The organism is Sphingomonas sp. RIT328, assembly GCF_000632225.1.
Taxonomy (GTDB): domain Bacteria; phylum Pseudomonadota; class Alphaproteobacteria; order Sphingomonadales; family Sphingomonadaceae; genus Sphingomonas; species Sphingomonas kyungheensis.
In genome coordinates, this window is the sequence record NZ_JFYV01000013.1 from 19,800 (window position 1) to 34,976 (window position 15,177).

Annotated in this window: 16 protein-coding genes; 2 read left to right on the forward strand and 14 right to left on the reverse strand. The window is 71.5% G+C overall.

The features are described from left to right. The first annotated feature begins 1 nt into the window (after window position 1). Window positions 2-553, forward strand: a complete 552-nt coding sequence (locus BW41_RS07940) for a hypothetical protein (protein WP_235199691.1) — start codon at window positions 2-4, stop codon at window positions 551-553. Window positions 554-727: 174 nt separating this feature from the next. Here BW41_RS07940 and BW41_RS07945 read toward each other — a convergent pair whose 3' ends face one another. From BW41_RS07945 to BW41_RS07985, 9 genes are read right to left on the reverse strand one after another with little or no spacing between them, the layout of a single operon-like run. After that, complete coding sequence (locus BW41_RS07945) at window positions 728-1,768, reverse strand: HoxN/HupN/NixA family nickel/cobalt transporter (protein ID WP_037533375.1); 1,041 nt, start codon at window positions 1,766-1,768, stop codon at window positions 728-730. A 4-nt stretch (window positions 1,769-1,772) separates the two neighbouring features. After that, the gene (locus tag BW41_RS07950) at window positions 1,773-2,183 is read right to left on the reverse strand and encodes a DUF1636 domain-containing protein (RefSeq protein ID WP_037533378.1); all 411 of its coding nucleotides are present in this window, start codon (window positions 2,181-2,183) and stop codon (window positions 1,773-1,775) included. A gap of 34 nt (window positions 2,184-2,217) precedes the next feature. Beyond that, on the reverse strand, window positions 2,218-2,859 hold the full coding sequence (bluB, locus tag BW41_RS07955; RefSeq protein WP_037533381.1) for a 5,6-dimethylbenzimidazole synthase: 642 nt from the start codon (window positions 2,857-2,859) through the stop codon (window positions 2,218-2,220). Further along, the gene (cobF, locus tag BW41_RS07960; protein WP_037533384.1) at window positions 2,856-3,617 is read right to left on the reverse strand and encodes a precorrin-6A synthase (deacetylating); all 762 of its coding nucleotides are present in this window, start codon (window positions 3,615-3,617) and stop codon (window positions 2,856-2,858) included. Before cobF ends, bluB begins: the two co-directional genes overlap by 4 nt. Continuing rightward, window positions 3,614-4,330, reverse strand: a complete 717-nt coding sequence (gene cobA, locus BW41_RS07965; RefSeq protein ID WP_037533387.1) for a uroporphyrinogen-III C-methyltransferase — start codon at window positions 4,328-4,330, stop codon at window positions 3,614-3,616. The genes cobF and cobA overlap by 4 nt, the downstream gene beginning before the upstream one ends. Beyond that, a complete protein-coding gene (locus BW41_RS07970; protein ID WP_037533390.1) occupies window positions 4,327-5,634 on the reverse strand; it encodes a cobyrinate a,c-diamide synthase in 1,308 nt (435 codons plus the stop codon). The genes cobA and BW41_RS07970 overlap by 4 nt, the downstream gene beginning before the upstream one ends. Beyond that, window positions 5,631-6,416 (reverse strand): precorrin-4 C(11)-methyltransferase, encoded by a 786-nt coding sequence (gene cobM, locus BW41_RS07975; RefSeq protein WP_037533392.1) that lies wholly within the window; start codon window positions 6,414-6,416, stop codon window positions 5,631-5,633. The genes BW41_RS07970 and cobM overlap by 4 nt, the downstream gene beginning before the upstream one ends. Beyond that, a complete protein-coding gene (locus BW41_RS07980; RefSeq protein WP_037533395.1) occupies window positions 6,413-6,778 on the reverse strand; it encodes a cobalamin biosynthesis protein in 366 nt (121 codons plus the stop codon). The genes cobM and BW41_RS07980 overlap by 4 nt, the downstream gene beginning before the upstream one ends. Continuing rightward, complete coding sequence (locus BW41_RS07985) at window positions 6,775-7,983, reverse strand: bifunctional cobalt-precorrin-7 (C(5))-methyltransferase/cobalt-precorrin-6B (C(15))-methyltransferase (protein ID WP_037533398.1); 1,209 nt, start codon at window positions 7,981-7,983, stop codon at window positions 6,775-6,777. Before BW41_RS07985 ends, BW41_RS07980 begins: the two co-directional genes overlap by 4 nt. Here BW41_RS07985 and BW41_RS07990 point away from each other — a divergent pair. Then, window positions 7,982-8,731 carry a cobalt-precorrin-6A reductase gene (locus BW41_RS07990; protein ID WP_037533401.1) on the forward strand — a complete coding sequence of 250 codons (750 nt, stop codon included), beginning with the start codon at window positions 7,982-7,984 and terminating at the stop codon, window positions 8,729-8,731. The genes BW41_RS07985 and BW41_RS07990 overlap by 2 nt on opposite strands. Here the strand turns inward: BW41_RS07990 and cobJ are convergent. Genes cobJ through cobN form a run of 5 tightly spaced genes read right to left on the reverse strand, consistent with a single transcriptional unit; the run spans window position 8,707 to window position 15,173 of the window. Then, a complete protein-coding gene (gene cobJ, locus BW41_RS07995) occupies window positions 8,707-9,456 on the reverse strand; it encodes a precorrin-3B C(17)-methyltransferase (protein ID WP_037533403.1) in 750 nt (249 codons plus the stop codon). The genes BW41_RS07990 and cobJ overlap by 25 nt on opposite strands. Beyond that, window positions 9,453-10,190, reverse strand: a complete 738-nt coding sequence (gene cobI / locus BW41_RS08000) for a precorrin-2 C(20)-methyltransferase (RefSeq protein ID WP_037533406.1) — start codon at window positions 10,188-10,190, stop codon at window positions 9,453-9,455. The genes cobJ and cobI overlap by 4 nt, the downstream gene beginning before the upstream one ends. Continuing rightward, window positions 10,187-10,816, reverse strand: a complete 630-nt coding sequence (locus BW41_RS08005; RefSeq protein ID WP_037533409.1) for a precorrin-8X methylmutase — start codon at window positions 10,814-10,816, stop codon at window positions 10,187-10,189. The genes cobI and BW41_RS08005 overlap by 4 nt, the downstream gene beginning before the upstream one ends. Next, window positions 10,816-11,964: a cobalamin biosynthesis protein CobG gene (locus tag BW41_RS08010; RefSeq protein ID WP_235199692.1), complete on the reverse strand. Its 1,149-nt coding sequence runs from the start codon at window positions 11,962-11,964 to the stop codon at window positions 10,816-10,818. The genes BW41_RS08005 and BW41_RS08010 overlap by 1 nt, the downstream gene beginning before the upstream one ends. Beyond that, a complete protein-coding gene (gene cobN, locus BW41_RS08015; RefSeq protein ID WP_037533415.1) occupies window positions 11,913-15,173 on the reverse strand; it encodes a cobaltochelatase subunit CobN in 3,261 nt (1,086 codons plus the stop codon). The genes BW41_RS08010 and cobN overlap by 52 nt, the downstream gene beginning before the upstream one ends. Window positions 15,174-15,177: the final 4 nt, after the last annotated feature.

A 15,177-nucleotide genomic window follows, 5' to 3' on the forward strand; every position in this document is an offset into this window, starting at 1 on the left:
GATGACGTTGAACCTCTGGACCTTTGCGCTGCCCGGACTGGCTGACCGGCGCGAGGATATCGCCCCGAACCTCGACTATGAGCTCGATCGGTTCGCCGAGCGGGAGGGCACGCGGGTGACCTTCAACAAGGAAGCACGCGAGCGCTATCTGGCCTTTGCGATGTCGGCGCAGGCGGGGTGGTCCGGCAATTTCCGCGACCTCGCCGCAAGCGTGACCCGGATGGCGACGTTCAGCCCGAAGGGACGGATCGACAGCGACTGTGTCGACGCCGAGGTCATGCGCCTGAAGCGGCTATGGTCGGTCGATGCGGGCGCCGACGATGGCCTCGCACCGTTGCTGCCGCCCGAGGCGCTGGCGACGCTTGACCCCTTCGACCGGGTCCAACTGTCTCACGTCGTCGCGATCTGCCGGTCGAGCAGGACGCTATCGGACGCTGGCCGGACGCTGTTCGCCGCGTCCCGAGCGCGGCGCACGTCCTCGAATGACGCAGACCGGCTGCGCAAATATCTGCAGCGCTTCGGCCTTGAGTGGTCGTCACTCACACGTGCGTAGAGCGGAGGGACCCCTTTAGGGACGATTGACGGGGCGTGCCGGGTTGCGGTGCCAGCCAGCTGAACGGATGGCCGAAGCTGGGGAGCGGGAAGGGTCGTCTGAACGTCCGCGACTGGGTCATTGTCGCGCTGGACAGGCTGGCTGGGCTACTGCTGCCTTGGCGGGCAGGGTGCCTCACCTCGCATTATGGCAGACATCGATGTCATCGAAGCGCTTCCAGCGAAACACCATCCAGCTGGCTATCCAGCACAAGACGAAGACGCCGATGATCACGAAGCCGAGCAGATTAAAGCGTCCCCCCAGATAGCGCGCAGTCGACCACAGGCCGCCACGGAGTTCGAGCTTGTCGGCAAGAAGCGCCACCGTCTCGATGCCACCAATGACGATTGCGACGAACGCCGATACCGCGGTGATGGTGATGTTATAGTAGAGCTTCCGGATCGGCTTCACGAACGCCCATTCATAGGCACCCAGCATGACGATGCCATCTGTCGTGTCGACGAGCGCCATGCCGGCTGCGAACAGGGCGGGAAGCACCAATACCGGGCCGATCGCGAAACCGTGCTCGACCTGCGCCGCGGACAGGCCGAGAATGGCGACCTCGGTCGCGGTATCGAAACCCAGTCCGAACAGGAACCCGAGCGGCGCCATGTGCCAGCTGGTCGAGACGAGGCGGAACAGAGGGCGGAAGAGCCGCGACAGCAGGCCGCGGCCATTCAGAAGGATGTCCAGATCCTCATCAACATAGGGTCCGCCGGCGCGCACGTGCTGGAAGGTGCGCCATACCGAGCGCAGAATGATCAGGTTCATCGCCGCGATGGTGAACAGGAACACAGCAGAGACGATCGTCGCCACCATCCCGCCGGTCGCCTTCAGCGCCTCAAAGCCGGCAAGGGCGGACGCGGTAAAGGCGATCGCGACCGATGCCAGCAGGATGATCGTGCTGTGCCCGATCGCGAACCAGAAGCCGACCGTCAGCGGCCGTTGTCCGTCCTGCATGAGCTTGCGCGTGACGTTGTCGATCGCGGCGATGTGATCGGCGTCGACCGCGTGCCGCAGGCCCAGCCCCCAGGCGAGCAGCGCGGTGCCGAGCATCAGCGGCTGCGCGTGGAAGAGCAGCAGTGCCCAGATCCAGGCGCCGACGTTCGCTCCGATCAGCAGCACGTAAAGAAGGCCGATGCGGCGACGCAGGGCGGACGGGGCGGGCGCGTGCATGGCGTCAGCCTTCGACAACGTAGCCTGCCGGCGGTGTGCGCGCGATGAAATGGCCTTTGATGCCCTGCGGCCAGCTTTTGAAGGGGACGCGGCCATGCTCACTTACGGCATAGTGGACGGCATAGTCGAGGATCGCCCGAGCGGCCTCCGCATCCGGCGTGAAGCGGCCGAGCAGATAGCCGACCTTGCCCGGCGCGCGCAGGTGGATCGAACAATGCTCGCTGCACGAGAAAAGGCACGGCATCTGCTGTATCCCCACGCCGGCATAGCGCTGGTCGTCGGCCTTCGCCGCCCGTAGCGCCGCGACGAGGAGCGCACCGCCGCGGACGCCATCGGCATCCTCGCGGTCGCCGGCGGAAAACCGGCAGGTATTGCAGACAACGACGGCGGGACCGTCGTCGACGGGGGTCAGCATGGCTCGTGTTCCGATCCGGTTGAGGGTTGAGGCGTCATCGCTCGAGAATGCGATCCGAGACGGGCTCGCGGGCCTGCCAGCCACGCCGTTCGAGTTCGGGAACGTCGGTCAATTCGGCGGGGTAGCCGAGGCAGAGCAGGGCGATCAGCGTCCAGTCCGCAGGCACGTCGAGCATTCCGGTCACCGCGACCGGATCGAGGATCGATACCCAGCCCATTCCGATGCCCCGCGCGCGGGCCGCCAGCCACATGGTGTGAATGGCCATCACGGTCGAGTAGCGCAGCATCTCGGGCATCGTCGCCCGGCCCAGGCCATGGCCCGCCTGTGGGGCCTCGTCGCAGAAGACCGCGAGCAGTTCGGGAGCCTCGCGGATGCCGTGGAGCTTCAGCTTCCCATAGCGGGTCTGCAGCGTATCGGTGGGGATCGTGCGCGCCGCATCCGCTGACGCGGCATCGACATGGTCGGCGATCCACCCGCGTAGGGACTGCGAGCGGATCCGGACGAAGCGCCAGGGCTGCGCGTTGCCGACCGAGGGCGCCAGCGCGGCGATGTCGAACAGGGTGTGCATGTCGTCCTCTGCGACCGCGCGCGCTGCGAAGTGCCGGACGTCGCGCCGCCAGCGCAGCAGCGTCTCGAAATCATCCGCGAAGACCGGGCCGAAGGAGGGCGCCGTCATGCCGCGCCCTTCGAACGGCGGAGCAGATAGGTGTCCATGATCCAACCCTGCTCTGCCCGCAGCCTCGCCCGTCGGGCGACGATCGTCGACGACACGTCCGCGAGGGGGCCGGCGACGAGCGCCTGCGACGGCAGGCCGAGATAGGCCCCCCACCAGATCATGACGCCGAGCGGGTCGATCGACGTGAAGGCGCATGTGCCGTCGAGCATCACCGCCAGCGTGTCGACGGCCGGGGGCCAGCCTTCGGCGCGCAGGCGCCGGCCTGTCGTTATCACCACCGGCGCGGCGAGCGTGTTGAGCGGGATCGCATGCGCCGCGGTCAGCGCCTGGAGGCTGGTGATGCCCGGCACGACGTGGACCCGGAGCATCATGCCGCCGGCGCGCAGCCGGTCGGCGATCCGCAGGCTGCTGTCGTAGAGCGACGGATCGCCCCATATGAGAAGCGCCAGCCTGCCGCCGTTCGGCAGGTGGCTGGCGATCTCCGTCGCCCAGCGGGCGGCGATCGCGTCGTGCCAGTCGCCGACGGCGTCGAGGTAGGCGTCGCTTTCGCCACGTTCGGGCAGATCGAACTCGACGACCCGGGTGTGGCCGCGGAGCACCGCCGCGCAGAGCGACCGGCGCAGCTCGATGAGGTCCGACGCCGCGTCGCGCTTGCGCGGCAGCAGGATGACGTCAGCGGCGTTCATGGCCGCCTCCGCCGCCCGCGTCAGATGGTCGGGGTCGCCGCTGCCGATGCCGATGAGGTGCAGGTCGATCATGGCGCGAGCAGCGGACCGTAGAGGATCACGGCGGGTGCGTCGCTTCGCGGCTGAAGATCGCGTGCCAGGTCGGCGATCGTGGATCGCGTCAGCCGCTGATCGGGATGGCTGACGTTCTCGGCGAGCAGGGCAGGTGTGTCGGGCGACAGCCCATGGCCGACGAGCATCTCGACCAGCGCGGCGAACGTCCGCTTGGGCATGAACACCACCGTGGTCGCATCGGGATCGGCAAGCGCCGCCAGGTTGAGGCCTTCCGGAAGACCGCCGGTGACGTCGTGCCCGGTGACGAATTGGACGCGTCGCGCGCTCAGCCGGCGCGTCAGCGGGATTGCCGCGGCTGCCGCGGCCGCGCTCGCCGCGGTAACGCCGGGGACGATCTCGAAAGCGATGCCGGCCGCGCGCACCGCCGCGATCTCCTCCTCCAAGCGACCGAAGACGGCGGGATCGCCCGACTTGAGGCGGACGACGCGGACGCCGGTCGACGCATGCGCGACCAGAAGCTGTGAGACGTGCTCCTGCGAAGGCGACGCGCGGCCCGCGCGCTTGCCGACCGCGACCAGCTCCGCGCCCCGGCGCACGTGCCGGAGGAGCGGCCCCGAGGACAGATCGTCGAACAATACGACGTCCGCCGTCTGCAAGCGGGCGACCGCCTTGAGCGTCAGCAGTTCGGGGTCGCCCGGCCCCGAACCGACGAAGGAGACGAACCCGCTCATCGCTCGGTGGCGATCAGATGGAAGAAGGTGCCCGAGACGCTGCCGCGGTACGATCCGGTCTCGGGCACGGGAGCGCCCTCGGCATCGACCACCCGCGCCAGCGCGGCGTCGGGCTGTTCCAGGATTGTCGAATAGTGGAATTCGTGACCGCGCTGCACCGTTCCCGCCGCCAGGGCGGCGACCGGCGCGAGCAGCGTGGCGCGACGATATCCCAGATGCATGCGGCGTTGGGCGTAGCTGGTCACGAGGCCGAGCAGCCCTGCCATCCGGTGACGCGTGCCGTCGGCGTCGATCAGGCCCTCGCCGAGGACCATGTAGCCGCCGCACTCGCCATGCACGGGGCGGGTGCCGGCGTGTTCGACGAGACCGCTGCGGAAGCGCTCGGCTGCGGCGAGGCGGCCGGCGTGGAGTTCGGGATAGCCGCCGGGCAGCCACACCAGATCGGCGCGGGCGTCGGGGGCTTCGTCGGCGAGCGGCGAGAAGGGCAGGATCTCCGCTCCGGCGTCGCGCCACGCCGTCAGCAGGTGCGGATAGGCGAAGGAGAAGGCCGCGTCTCTCGCCAGCGCGATACGCTGCGCCGGCGGGACGAGGCGGCCGGCGGGCGCGGCGGGCGTGGTCGCGACAGCCGCGGCGTCGCGGATCGCCTCCAGATCGACGTGCTCGCGCAGGAAGCCCGCATGGTCGGCGATCCGCGCGTCGAGGTCGGGATGTTCGGATGCCTGGATGAGGCCGAGATGACGTTCGGGAAGCCTGAGGTCGCCACGTCGGGGAAGGGCGCCGAAGACGCATATGCCCGCGGCCGCCATACCGTCGCGGGCCAGGCGCTCGTGCCGCGGGCTCGCGACGCGATTGAGGATCACGCCTGCGATCCGCACCCCCGGATCGTATCGGATGAATCCGAGCGCGGTGGCGGCGCCGGACTGGGCCTGGCCGGAGACGTCGACGACCAGCACCACAGGCCAGCCCATCCGCCGCGCGACGTCCGCGCTCGCGCCGCTGCCGGCCGCGCCGGGCGTGGCGACGCCGTCGAACAGGCCCATCGAGCCCTCCGCCAGTGCCAGATCGGCGTCGTCCGCTTTTGCGGCCAGGCCGTGGATCATGCGCTCCGCCATCGCCCAGCTGTCGAGATTGAACGACGACCGGCCGCTCGCCGCGCGATGGAAGGCTGGGTCGATATAGTCCGGGCCGCTCTTGAACGGCTGCACGGCGAGACCCGCATCGCGGAACGCGCGCAGCAGCCCGAGCATCACGGTGGTCTTGCCGGTCCCGGATGCGGGGGCGGCGATCATCACGCCCGGCGTCATTCGCCCGACCCGGCGAAGCGGGAGCCGGCGCTTCGTGGGCGGAAGCGGCGGTCGTAGCCGGCCGCATAGAGGCTGCTCTCCGCGAAATCCGTGGGCGCAAGCACCGGGCCGACGAGGATGAGTGCGGTGCGTTCCGGGCCGCCGGCCGCAGCCGCGACGATCGTCGCGAGCGTCGCCCGGACGATCCTCTCGTCGGGCCAGCTCGCCCGCCAGACGATCGCCACCGGACAGTCCCCGCCGTAGGCCGGGGTCAGCTCGGCGACGACCCGGTCCAGCACGTGGATCGACAGATGGATCGCCAGCGTCGCCCCGGTCGCGGCGAAGGCGGGCAGGGTCTCCCTGTCCGGCATGGCGCTCGCGCGACCCGAGGTGCGGGTGAGGACGACCGACTGGGCCAGGCCGGGCAGCGTCAGCTCCGCTTCGAGCGTCGCGGCCGCGGCGGCGAACGCGGGAACGCCCGGCGTGACGGTGAACGGGATCCCGAGCGCACGGAGGCGGCGAAGCTGCTCGCCCATCGCCGACCAGATCGACAGGTCGCCCGAGTGGAGCCGCGCGACGTCATGGCCGTCGGCATGCGCGTTCGCGATCGCCTCGACGATCTGGTCGAGCGACAGGGGCGCGGTGTTCACGATGCGCGCGCCGGGCGGACAGTGGTCGAGCAGCGCCGGCGGGATGAGCGACCCTGCGTAGAGGCACACTGACGACGCGGCGATCAGGTCGCGGCCGCGCAGCGTCAGCAGATCGGGTGCGCCTGGGCCGGCGCCGATAAAGTGAACGGTCATGTCGAAGGTCCTTGAGCGATCGCGCAGGTCGCCATGCGGTCGGGAGAAACGTGACGAGACGCGATCAGCCGCGCGCCTTCGCCGATGGCGGCGAGCGCGGCGGCCTCGGCGACGCTGCCGGTGCCGCGCGCTTCGAAGCTCGCCCGAGAGCGGGTCGCGGTCGCGACGCCCGTCAATGCCGCAGCCGTGACGGGCAGCAAGGCAAGACCGAGCCGTTCGGCCAGCGGCGCGAGCAGACCGACCTTGTCGTCGGGTGCAGCGAGCGCGGTGATCCCAGGGCAGCCGTGCCGCGCCAGCGCAAGCGCGGCTTCGCACGACATAGGCGTGGCGCCGCTGCGCCATCCGAACCCGGCGACGATCATAGCGACGCGCTCCACTGGACGATCGGATAATGCGCCCGCCAGCCGCGACGCGAACCGATCGGGGCGACGTCCGACAGCTCGATCCGCAGCAGGTCGCCGCCCTTCGCGCGGTGCCACGCCGCCAGCGTCGCTTCGGATTCGAGCGTGACCGCGTTGGCGACGATCCGGGTTCCAGGCGCGAGGTTGGTCCAGAGCCAGTCGAGCAGCGCCTCCGAAAGACCGCCGCCGATGAAGACGGCGTCGGGTCCCGGGTGATCGGCCAACCCCTCGGGCGCATGCGCCTCGACTATGCGGAGGCGGTCGACGCCCAGCGTCGCCGCGTTGCTGCGTGCGCGCTCCGCACGGGTCGGATCGGCCTCGAACGCGATCGCCTGCGTGGTCGGATGCGAGAGCAGCCACTCGATCGCGATCGATCCCGAGCCGGTGCCGATGTCCCACAGGGTTTCGAACGGCCTCGGTGCCAGCGCGGAAAGGGTAAGCGCGCGGACGGGGCGCTTGGTGATCTGCCCGTCGTGCGCGAACCATCGGTCCGGGCGTCCGGACGCGGTGGCGAGAACCGCACCGCTCCCGTCGACGGCGATGCCGACCGCCACCGGATGCGCGATATCCGCAAACGCCATCGTGGCGGCGGTGGTCTCGCGGACGCGTTCGTGCAGACCGCCCAGCGCCTCGAGGATCCAGAGCCTGCTGTCTCCGAAGCCTTGGTCCAGCAGGTAGCGCGCGAGCGCGCCGACCGCCGCGCCGTCGCGCACCAGGACGATCGCCCGGACGCCGGTCGCCAGCTTGGGACGCAACCGTTCGAATGGTGCCGCATGCAGGCCGACGCATGCGACGGCGTCGATCGACCAGCCCAACCGCGCCGCGGCGAGGCCGAAGGTCGAAGGTGCCGGATGTGCGGTCCATTCATGCCGACCGAGGTGCCGCGTCACGGTTGATCCGGCACCAAACCAGAACGGATCGCCCGATGCCAGCATCACGACCCGCCGCCCGCGCTGCGTAAGAAGCGGCGCGATGCCGTCGTCGAACGGCACCGGCCACACCGCGGTCTCGCATGCGAGATCAGGCAGCAGCGCGAGGTGCCGCGCCGCGCCGGTCACCCATTCGGCGCGCGCGAGCGCCTCCCGGCTTGCAGCAGAGAGGCCGGCTGGTCCATCCTCGCCGATCCCGACGATCGTCAGCCATGCCTTGCCGAGTTCACCCGTCATGCCGAACATCCTGATCCTCGGCGGCACGACCGAGGCGAGCGCGCTGGCGGAGGCGCTGGCGCTGCGCGGCGACGATGCCACCCTGAGCTATGCAGGTCGGGTGGCGCAGCCGAAGGCCCAGCCGGTGCGGACCCGGGTCGGCGGCTTCGGCGGTGCGGCCGGTCTCGTCGACCATCTTCGCGCGACGCGCGTCACGCATCTCGTCGATGCGACGCATCCGTTCGCGGCGCGGATGAGCGGCAACGCGCTCGACGCCGCGGCGATGGCAGGCGTCCCGCTGGTCGCGCTGACTCGGCCGGCCTGGATCGCAATCCCCGGCGATGACTGGCGGCCCGTCGACGACGTCCAGGCGGCGGTCGCCGCGCTCGCGGGGCCGCGTCGTGCCGTGATGCTCGCGCTCGGGCGGATGCACGTTCCGGCATTCGCCGCGCAGCCGCAGCACCGCTATCTGCTGCGCTTCGTCGATGCGCCTGCCGCCACGCCTGAACTGCCAGACCATCGGCTCGTGGTCGATCGCGGTCCGTTCGACGTCGCCGGCGACGTCGCGCTGATGCGCGACCACGCGATCGAGATCGTCGTCTGCAAGAATGCGGGCGGCACGGGCGCGCAGGCCAAGCTGGTCGCGGCGCGCGAGCTCGGCATCCCCGTGGTGATGATCGACCGCCCGATCCTGCCTGCCCGCCGCGAGGTCCACACGGTGCACGACGTCCTGCGCTGGATCGATCATGCCGCCGACCTCGGCGTGTAGAGGAACGGCGCGCCGCTGCGCGCGATCGTCCGCGTCGCGCTCGACCCGACGATGACCATCGTCCGCATGTCGGCCATCTCCGGGCGGGCGTCGGGGAGGCGGACGACGTGTAGCGTCTCCTCCGGGGTCGACACCGCCCGCGCGAACAGCACGGGGCGTTCGTCGGCGCAGACGTCGCGAAGGATTCCCAGCGCGCGGCCGAAGCCGTCGGGCCGGCTCCGCGATCGCGGATTGTAGAAGGCGATGGCGAAGTCGGCCTCCGCCGCGAGGCGCACGCGGCGATCGATCACGGCCTGCGGTTTCAGATTGTCCGACAGGTTGATCGCGCAGAAGTCGTGGCCGAGCGGCGCGCCGGCGCGGGCCGCGGCAGCGAGCATCGCCGTGATGCCCGGAAGCACGCGGATATCGAGGTCGCGCCATGCCGGCGGACCGTGCTCGACCGCCTCGAACACTGCCGCCGCCATCGCGAAGACGCCCGGATCGCCCGACGACACGACGACGACGTGCCGCCCCGCCATCGCGAGCTGCAGGGCATGGCGGGCGCGATCGAGTTCGACGCGGTTGTCGCTGGCGTGGAGCGTCAGCCCGGGGCGCGCGGCGACGCGCGCCACATAGGGGATGTAGCCGATCACGTCGGTGGCGTCCGCGAGCGCGGTTGCCACTTCGGGCGTCACCAGTGCGGCGTCGCCCGGCCCGAGCCCCGCGACCGCGATCGAGCCGCTCATGGCCGCCGACCCTGACCGTGGATCAGCAGGATCGAGAAGTACGGTGCGACGGCGTCGGCGTCGCTCAGGCGCGTGACACGCTGGTCGGGCATGGCGGCATATTCGATCAGCCACGCCTCGCGGCCCCGCCCGGCCGCGGCCACCGCCCGGCGCAGCTTCGGGAGGTGGCGACCGATCTTCATCACCACGAGCGCGTCGGTGTCGCCGATCCGACGGACGAGCTCGTCCTCCGGCATCGTTGCGGTCAAGACGGTCAGCACGTCCTCGCCCCAGGTGATCGGCGCACCGCTGGCGGTCCATGCGCCTGACATGCCGGTGATGCCGGGAACGACCGCGACCGGTGCGATCCCCGTCAGCCGACTGTGCAGGTGCATGAACGAGCCGTAGAAGAAGGGGTCGCCCTCGCACAGGACGACGACGTCCTCGCCGGTCGCCGACAGGGCGGCGAGATGGTCGGTGCACTCGGCGTAGAACCCACTCAAGCGATCGTTGTAGCGGGGGTCCGCGACGGGAATCTCCGTCGTGACGGGATATTCCATCGCGAACTCGATCACGTCGCGCCTCAGCATCCCCTCGACGATGCGCCGCGCCTGACCCGGCCTGCCGGCCTTGCGGAAGAATGCGACGTGCTGCGCCCCACGGACGAGCCGGTCGGCGCGCACGCTCATCAGATCCTGAGCGCCGGGGCCGAGGCCGATGCCGTGGATAGTGCCCTTGGCGGCGGGCGAGGTCATTCGGCGCGGCTCGCGAGAGCGTTGATCGCGGCGACCGTGATGGCGCTGCCGCCCATCCGTCCCTCGACCACGACGCAGGGCACCGGCTGCTCCTCCCACAGCGCAGCCTTGGACTCCACCGCGCCGACGAAGCCGACCGGGCAGCCGATGATCGCGGCGGGGCGGGGGCAGGCAGGATCCTCGAGCATATCGAGCAGGTGAAACAGCGCGGTCGGGGCGTTGCCGATCGCCACCACCGCGCCCGCCAGATACGGCCGCCACAGTTCGAGGGCGGCGGCCGAACGCGTGTTGCCCATCCCGCGGGCGAGCTCGGGCGTCTCCGGCGCGTGCAGCGTGCAGACGACCGGATTGTCGGCAGGCAGGCGAGCGCGGGTGATCCCCTCCGTCACCATCCGCGCGTCGCACAGGATCGGCGCGCCCGCCGCGAGCGCGTCGCGGGCGACCCGTGCGAAATGCGGCGAGAAACGGATGTGCGCCGCCAGCGCGACGAGGCCGGACGCGTGGATCATCCGGACGGCCACCGGTTCCTCCTCCGGCGCGAAGCGCGCGAGGTCGGCCTCGGCGCGGATCGTGGCGAACGACTGGCGGTAGATCGCACCGCCGTCGGTCTCGTAGACGTGGGGCATCAATCGGCTCCGAAGCGGGCGAGGATCTGGACGGGGTCGAGCCCGGACACCGCGGGCGGGGCGCCCGCTCCGGCGGCGAAGGCGAGATCGAAGCGGCCGTCGCGCCCGGTCAATACGACGTCGGCGGCCTGGGCCCGCGCGCAGCCCTTGGCGCAGCCCGAGACGTGGAGCCGGCCATCGACATGGGGTGCGAGACGGACCGCCAGGGGACGGGTCGCGACGCTCGCCTGCGGACAGGCGGGAGCGCCGACACAGGCGTCGGCCCGAAGGAGCGCCGATGCGGGCTGCCCGGTATCGACATTCCCCTCCACGATCAGCCGCCGCCATGGCGTCACCCGCACGCCGCGCGCGGCCATGGCCAGCTTGGCGAGGTCCGGCGCTTCGATCCTGCCGAACGCGAGCCCGACGACCGTGCCCTGCGCGTGCGGTCCCGTCGCCGGGGCGGGACGCGACGGCGCCGCCGGGATCACGCCATCTGCCCAGGCGGGCAGGGTGACCGCGTGGCGCGCCATCCGGCCTGCGGCGCTCCCGCCGGTCCCGACGAACCAGCGCGCCAGCGCCACCACCGCGTCGATCTCGGCACCGACCGCCAGCGGAACGCCCCACGCGCGCCCGTCCGCACGAAGGATCAGACCGCCAGCCGCGGCGCGTTCGATCCGGATGTCGGCGGGAGCGTCGCCGAGCACCGGCGCGGCACCCGCGTCGATCGCGACGCCGAACTTGCCGGGCAGCTCCGGCAGTTCCGCCAGACGCTGCGCGAGCTCGACGGCGATGCGGTGCGTATCGTCGCCGTCATGCCAGTCGGGCGCCACGATGACGGCGCGCCGGGTCTCCGAGGCCGGATCGGCGTCGACCAGATCGAGCGCGCACAGGTCGGCGATCAACGCCGCCCAGCGATCGTCGCGGACGCCGCGGATCTGGAGGTTCGCACGGTTGGTGACGTCGATGGCACCGTTGCCATGCTCCGCCGCGGCCTCGGACAGACCGATCGCCTGGGCGCGCGTCATGCGTGCCAGGCGCGGCCGCACGCGGACCAGCAGGCCATCGCCCGCCGCCATCGGGCGATGAGCCGTCGGGCACCAGCCCCGCACCATGCTCATGCCGGATCCCCCAGCTGAGCAAGGATCGAGTTGCGGCGCGTCGCCCACAGCCCTGCCGCGTGAAGCGCTCGGAACCGCGCCTCCATCGCCGCCAGCGCAGACGGGTTGGCGGCGGCCATGAAGGCGCGGACGTCGTCGCGGCCCAGCGTCGCGTCATGGTAGAGGTCGATGGCCTCGGGCGTCACGACGCCTGCGAGGTGCGCAAATGCGCCGAGATGGTCGAGCGTCGCCGCGAGTTCCGCCGCGCCTCGAAAGCCATGGCGCATCATGCCGTCGATCCAGCCGGGGTGCGCGGCGCGTGCGCGGACGACGCGCGCGACCTCCTCGGCCAACGGGCGGGCACGCGGGCGCGCGGGGTCAGTCGCATCGAGATGATACAGGGCGGCGGTGCCGCCGGCGATCGCCTGCGCAGCGGCAAAGGCGGCCTCGTGCGCGGCATAATCCGCGGCGAGCAGCAGGTCGGTCTCGGGCAGGTCCTGGACGTGGACGAAGGCGTCGGCGGCCGCGACGCGCGCCGCGATCCCCGTCGGGTCGGCGCGCCCGTCGCCATCGTCCAACGCGTGAGCGGAGGCCGCCAGCCATGCGGCGCCTGCGGCCCGGCGGGCTTCGGGCGTGTAGACCTCGGCATCGTCGCCGATCCCGACGCCATAGTCGCCGGCCCGTGGCCCGTAGACGCGTGCGCCGGGCAGGGATGCGACGAAGGGATTGCGGTCCGCCGGCTCGTCCCGCGCCGCCAGCGCTCGCACCGTCTGGCCGAACATCGCGCAGAGCGTCGGAAAGGCGTCCCGGAACAGCCCCGACACGCGCAGCGTCACATCGATCCGCGGCCGGTCAAGCCGCATCAGCGGCAGGATCTCGACTCCGATCACGCGGTCGGACCCGTTATCCCAGACCGGCTCCGCCCCGAGGAGGTGGAGCGCCATCGCGAACTCCTCGCCGGCGGTGCGCATCGTCGCGGAGCCCCAGAGGTCGACGACGAGCGCACGCGGATAGTCGCCATGATCCTGAAGGTGGCGGCGAACGAGCTCGTCGGCGAGCCGCACCCCCTGCGCGTGCGCCGATCGGGACGGCACCGCGCGCGGATCGGTCGTGTAGAGGTTGCGCCCGGTCGGCAGCACGTCGCTCCGCCCGCGCCATGGCGAGCCCGATGGTCCGGGCGGGACCCGTCGTCCGGCGAGCGCGGCGAGCAGGCCGTCGCGCTCCGCCGGACCCTGCTCGCCGCGGCCGAAGACGTGCAGGCCGTCGCCATATCGGCTGTCCTTGACGTCGCAGACGAAGGCGTCGATCCGCGCGATCGCCTCCTTGCTCGATTGCGCCCGATCGAGCGCGAGTGCGTCGCCGAGCCCGAGCGCGACCGCCTCGTCCCCGATGTCGCGCTGCAGGCGGTCGCGACGCGTCGGATCGAGACCGGCGGCATTGGAGAACTCGTCGAGCAGCGCCTCAAGCCGGCCAAGCCCGATGCCACTGCCCGCGTCGACGAGAGGCGGCGGGACATGGCCGATCGCGACTGCGCCGATCCGCCGCTTGGCCTGCGCAGCCTCGCCGGGATCGTTGACGATGAAGGGATAGACGATCGGCATCGCGCCGGCGAGCGCCTCGGGCCAGCATGCGTCTGACAGCGCGACCGCCTTGCCCGGGAGCCATTCGAGCGTGCCGTGCGCGCCGACGTGGACCAGCGCGTCGGTGCCGCGCGCGCGCAGCCAGAGATAGAACGCGACATAGCCATGACGTGGGCAGCGGGACAGGTCGTGATACTCGTCCGAGCGCGTTTCCACGCCGCCCCGCTCCGGCTGGAGCGCCACGATGGCCTCGCCGGCGACGACGGCGGCAAAGCGGAAGGCGCCGTCCGCGACGGCGGGATCGTCCTCCGGCGCACCCCATGCCGCCGTCACCTCGGCCCGCAGGGCGGCGGGAAGCCTCGCCAGCGCGGCATGATAGTCGGAGAGCGGCCATGCGACGGTGCGCCGGGCCAGCGCGGCGGGGAGATCGGTCGCAGCCGGGAGGCCGGTCGCGTAACCCGCGTCCGCCAGATCTTCGAGCATCGCCCGGGCCGAGGCGATCGCGTCGAGGCCCACCGCGTGCGCCATCTGGTAGGTCTTTCCGGGATAGGTCGACAGCACGATTGCCAGCCGCCGTTCCGCCACGGGCTTCGCAGCCAACGCGGTCCAGCCGTGAACCCGGTCTGCGATACCCGCGATCCGGCCAGGGTCGGCGCGATGTTCGCGCCGCGCGAACTGCAGGTCGGGGTCACGCCCGCCGGCGTCCTTGAAGCTCGCCACGCCGGCGAACAGGCGGCCGTCCACTTCGGGCAGCACCACGTGCATCGCGAGGTCGGCGGGGGACAGGCCCCGCGCGGCCTCGGCCCATGCCGCGCGATCCGACGTCGCCAGCGCCACCTGGAACACGGGAACGCCCGCGACGTCGAGCGGGGTCGCACCGTCGGCATTCCGTGCCGAAAACGCGGTCGCGTTGACGATCGCAACGGGGGCGAGCGCGGAAAGCCAGCGGGTCATCCAGCCGGCGGCCGACGGCTCCTTGAGCGAGGGCGCGAACAGCGCGATGACGTCGTAGCCGCGCCTCTCGAACGCCATGTGCAGCGCCGCGACCGGATCGAGGTCGGCCGCCATCACATAGGAACGGTAGAAGACCAGAACGATCCGCGGCCGGATCGACGCCAGGGCAAAGGCGGCCGGGCAGATCACGCCGGCAGCGCGCTGCCAGCCGCCGACCGGGGCGATGGCGCGCGCCGTCGGGCCGGGTGTCACGTAAAGCCCCGCGGCGAGGGCGAGCTGCGCGATGGCCGCGCGCGCCGCGGATGCACCGCCGACGTCGCAGAGCTCGGCGAGGCGGCGCAGCGTGGATGCGGGCAGCGTCGACGCCGCGTCGAGGCGCGGATCCTCGCGGCCGTCGGCGGGAACGATCGCCAGGGCGATCCGCCGCCGGCGGGCGAGCGCCTCGACCTGCTGGACGCCATAGGGCCAATAGGCGATGCCGCCGATCAACCGGATCAATATGCCCCTTGCCGCACCCAGCGTCCGCTCGACGTACGTGTCGACCGAGAGCGGGTGGGCCAGCTCGGCAAGATTGGCGAGCCGCAGGCTCGGCATGCCGACGCCGCCCGCGCGCCACCCCGCGGCGAAGGCGCCGAGGTCGCTGTCGGAGAAGGACAGCACGACGAGATCCGCGGCGTCCTGCCCCAGATCGCGCGGTGCCGCGCCCTCTTCGAGCCCGTGCGTTTCGCGGAAGACGACGTGCATGGCG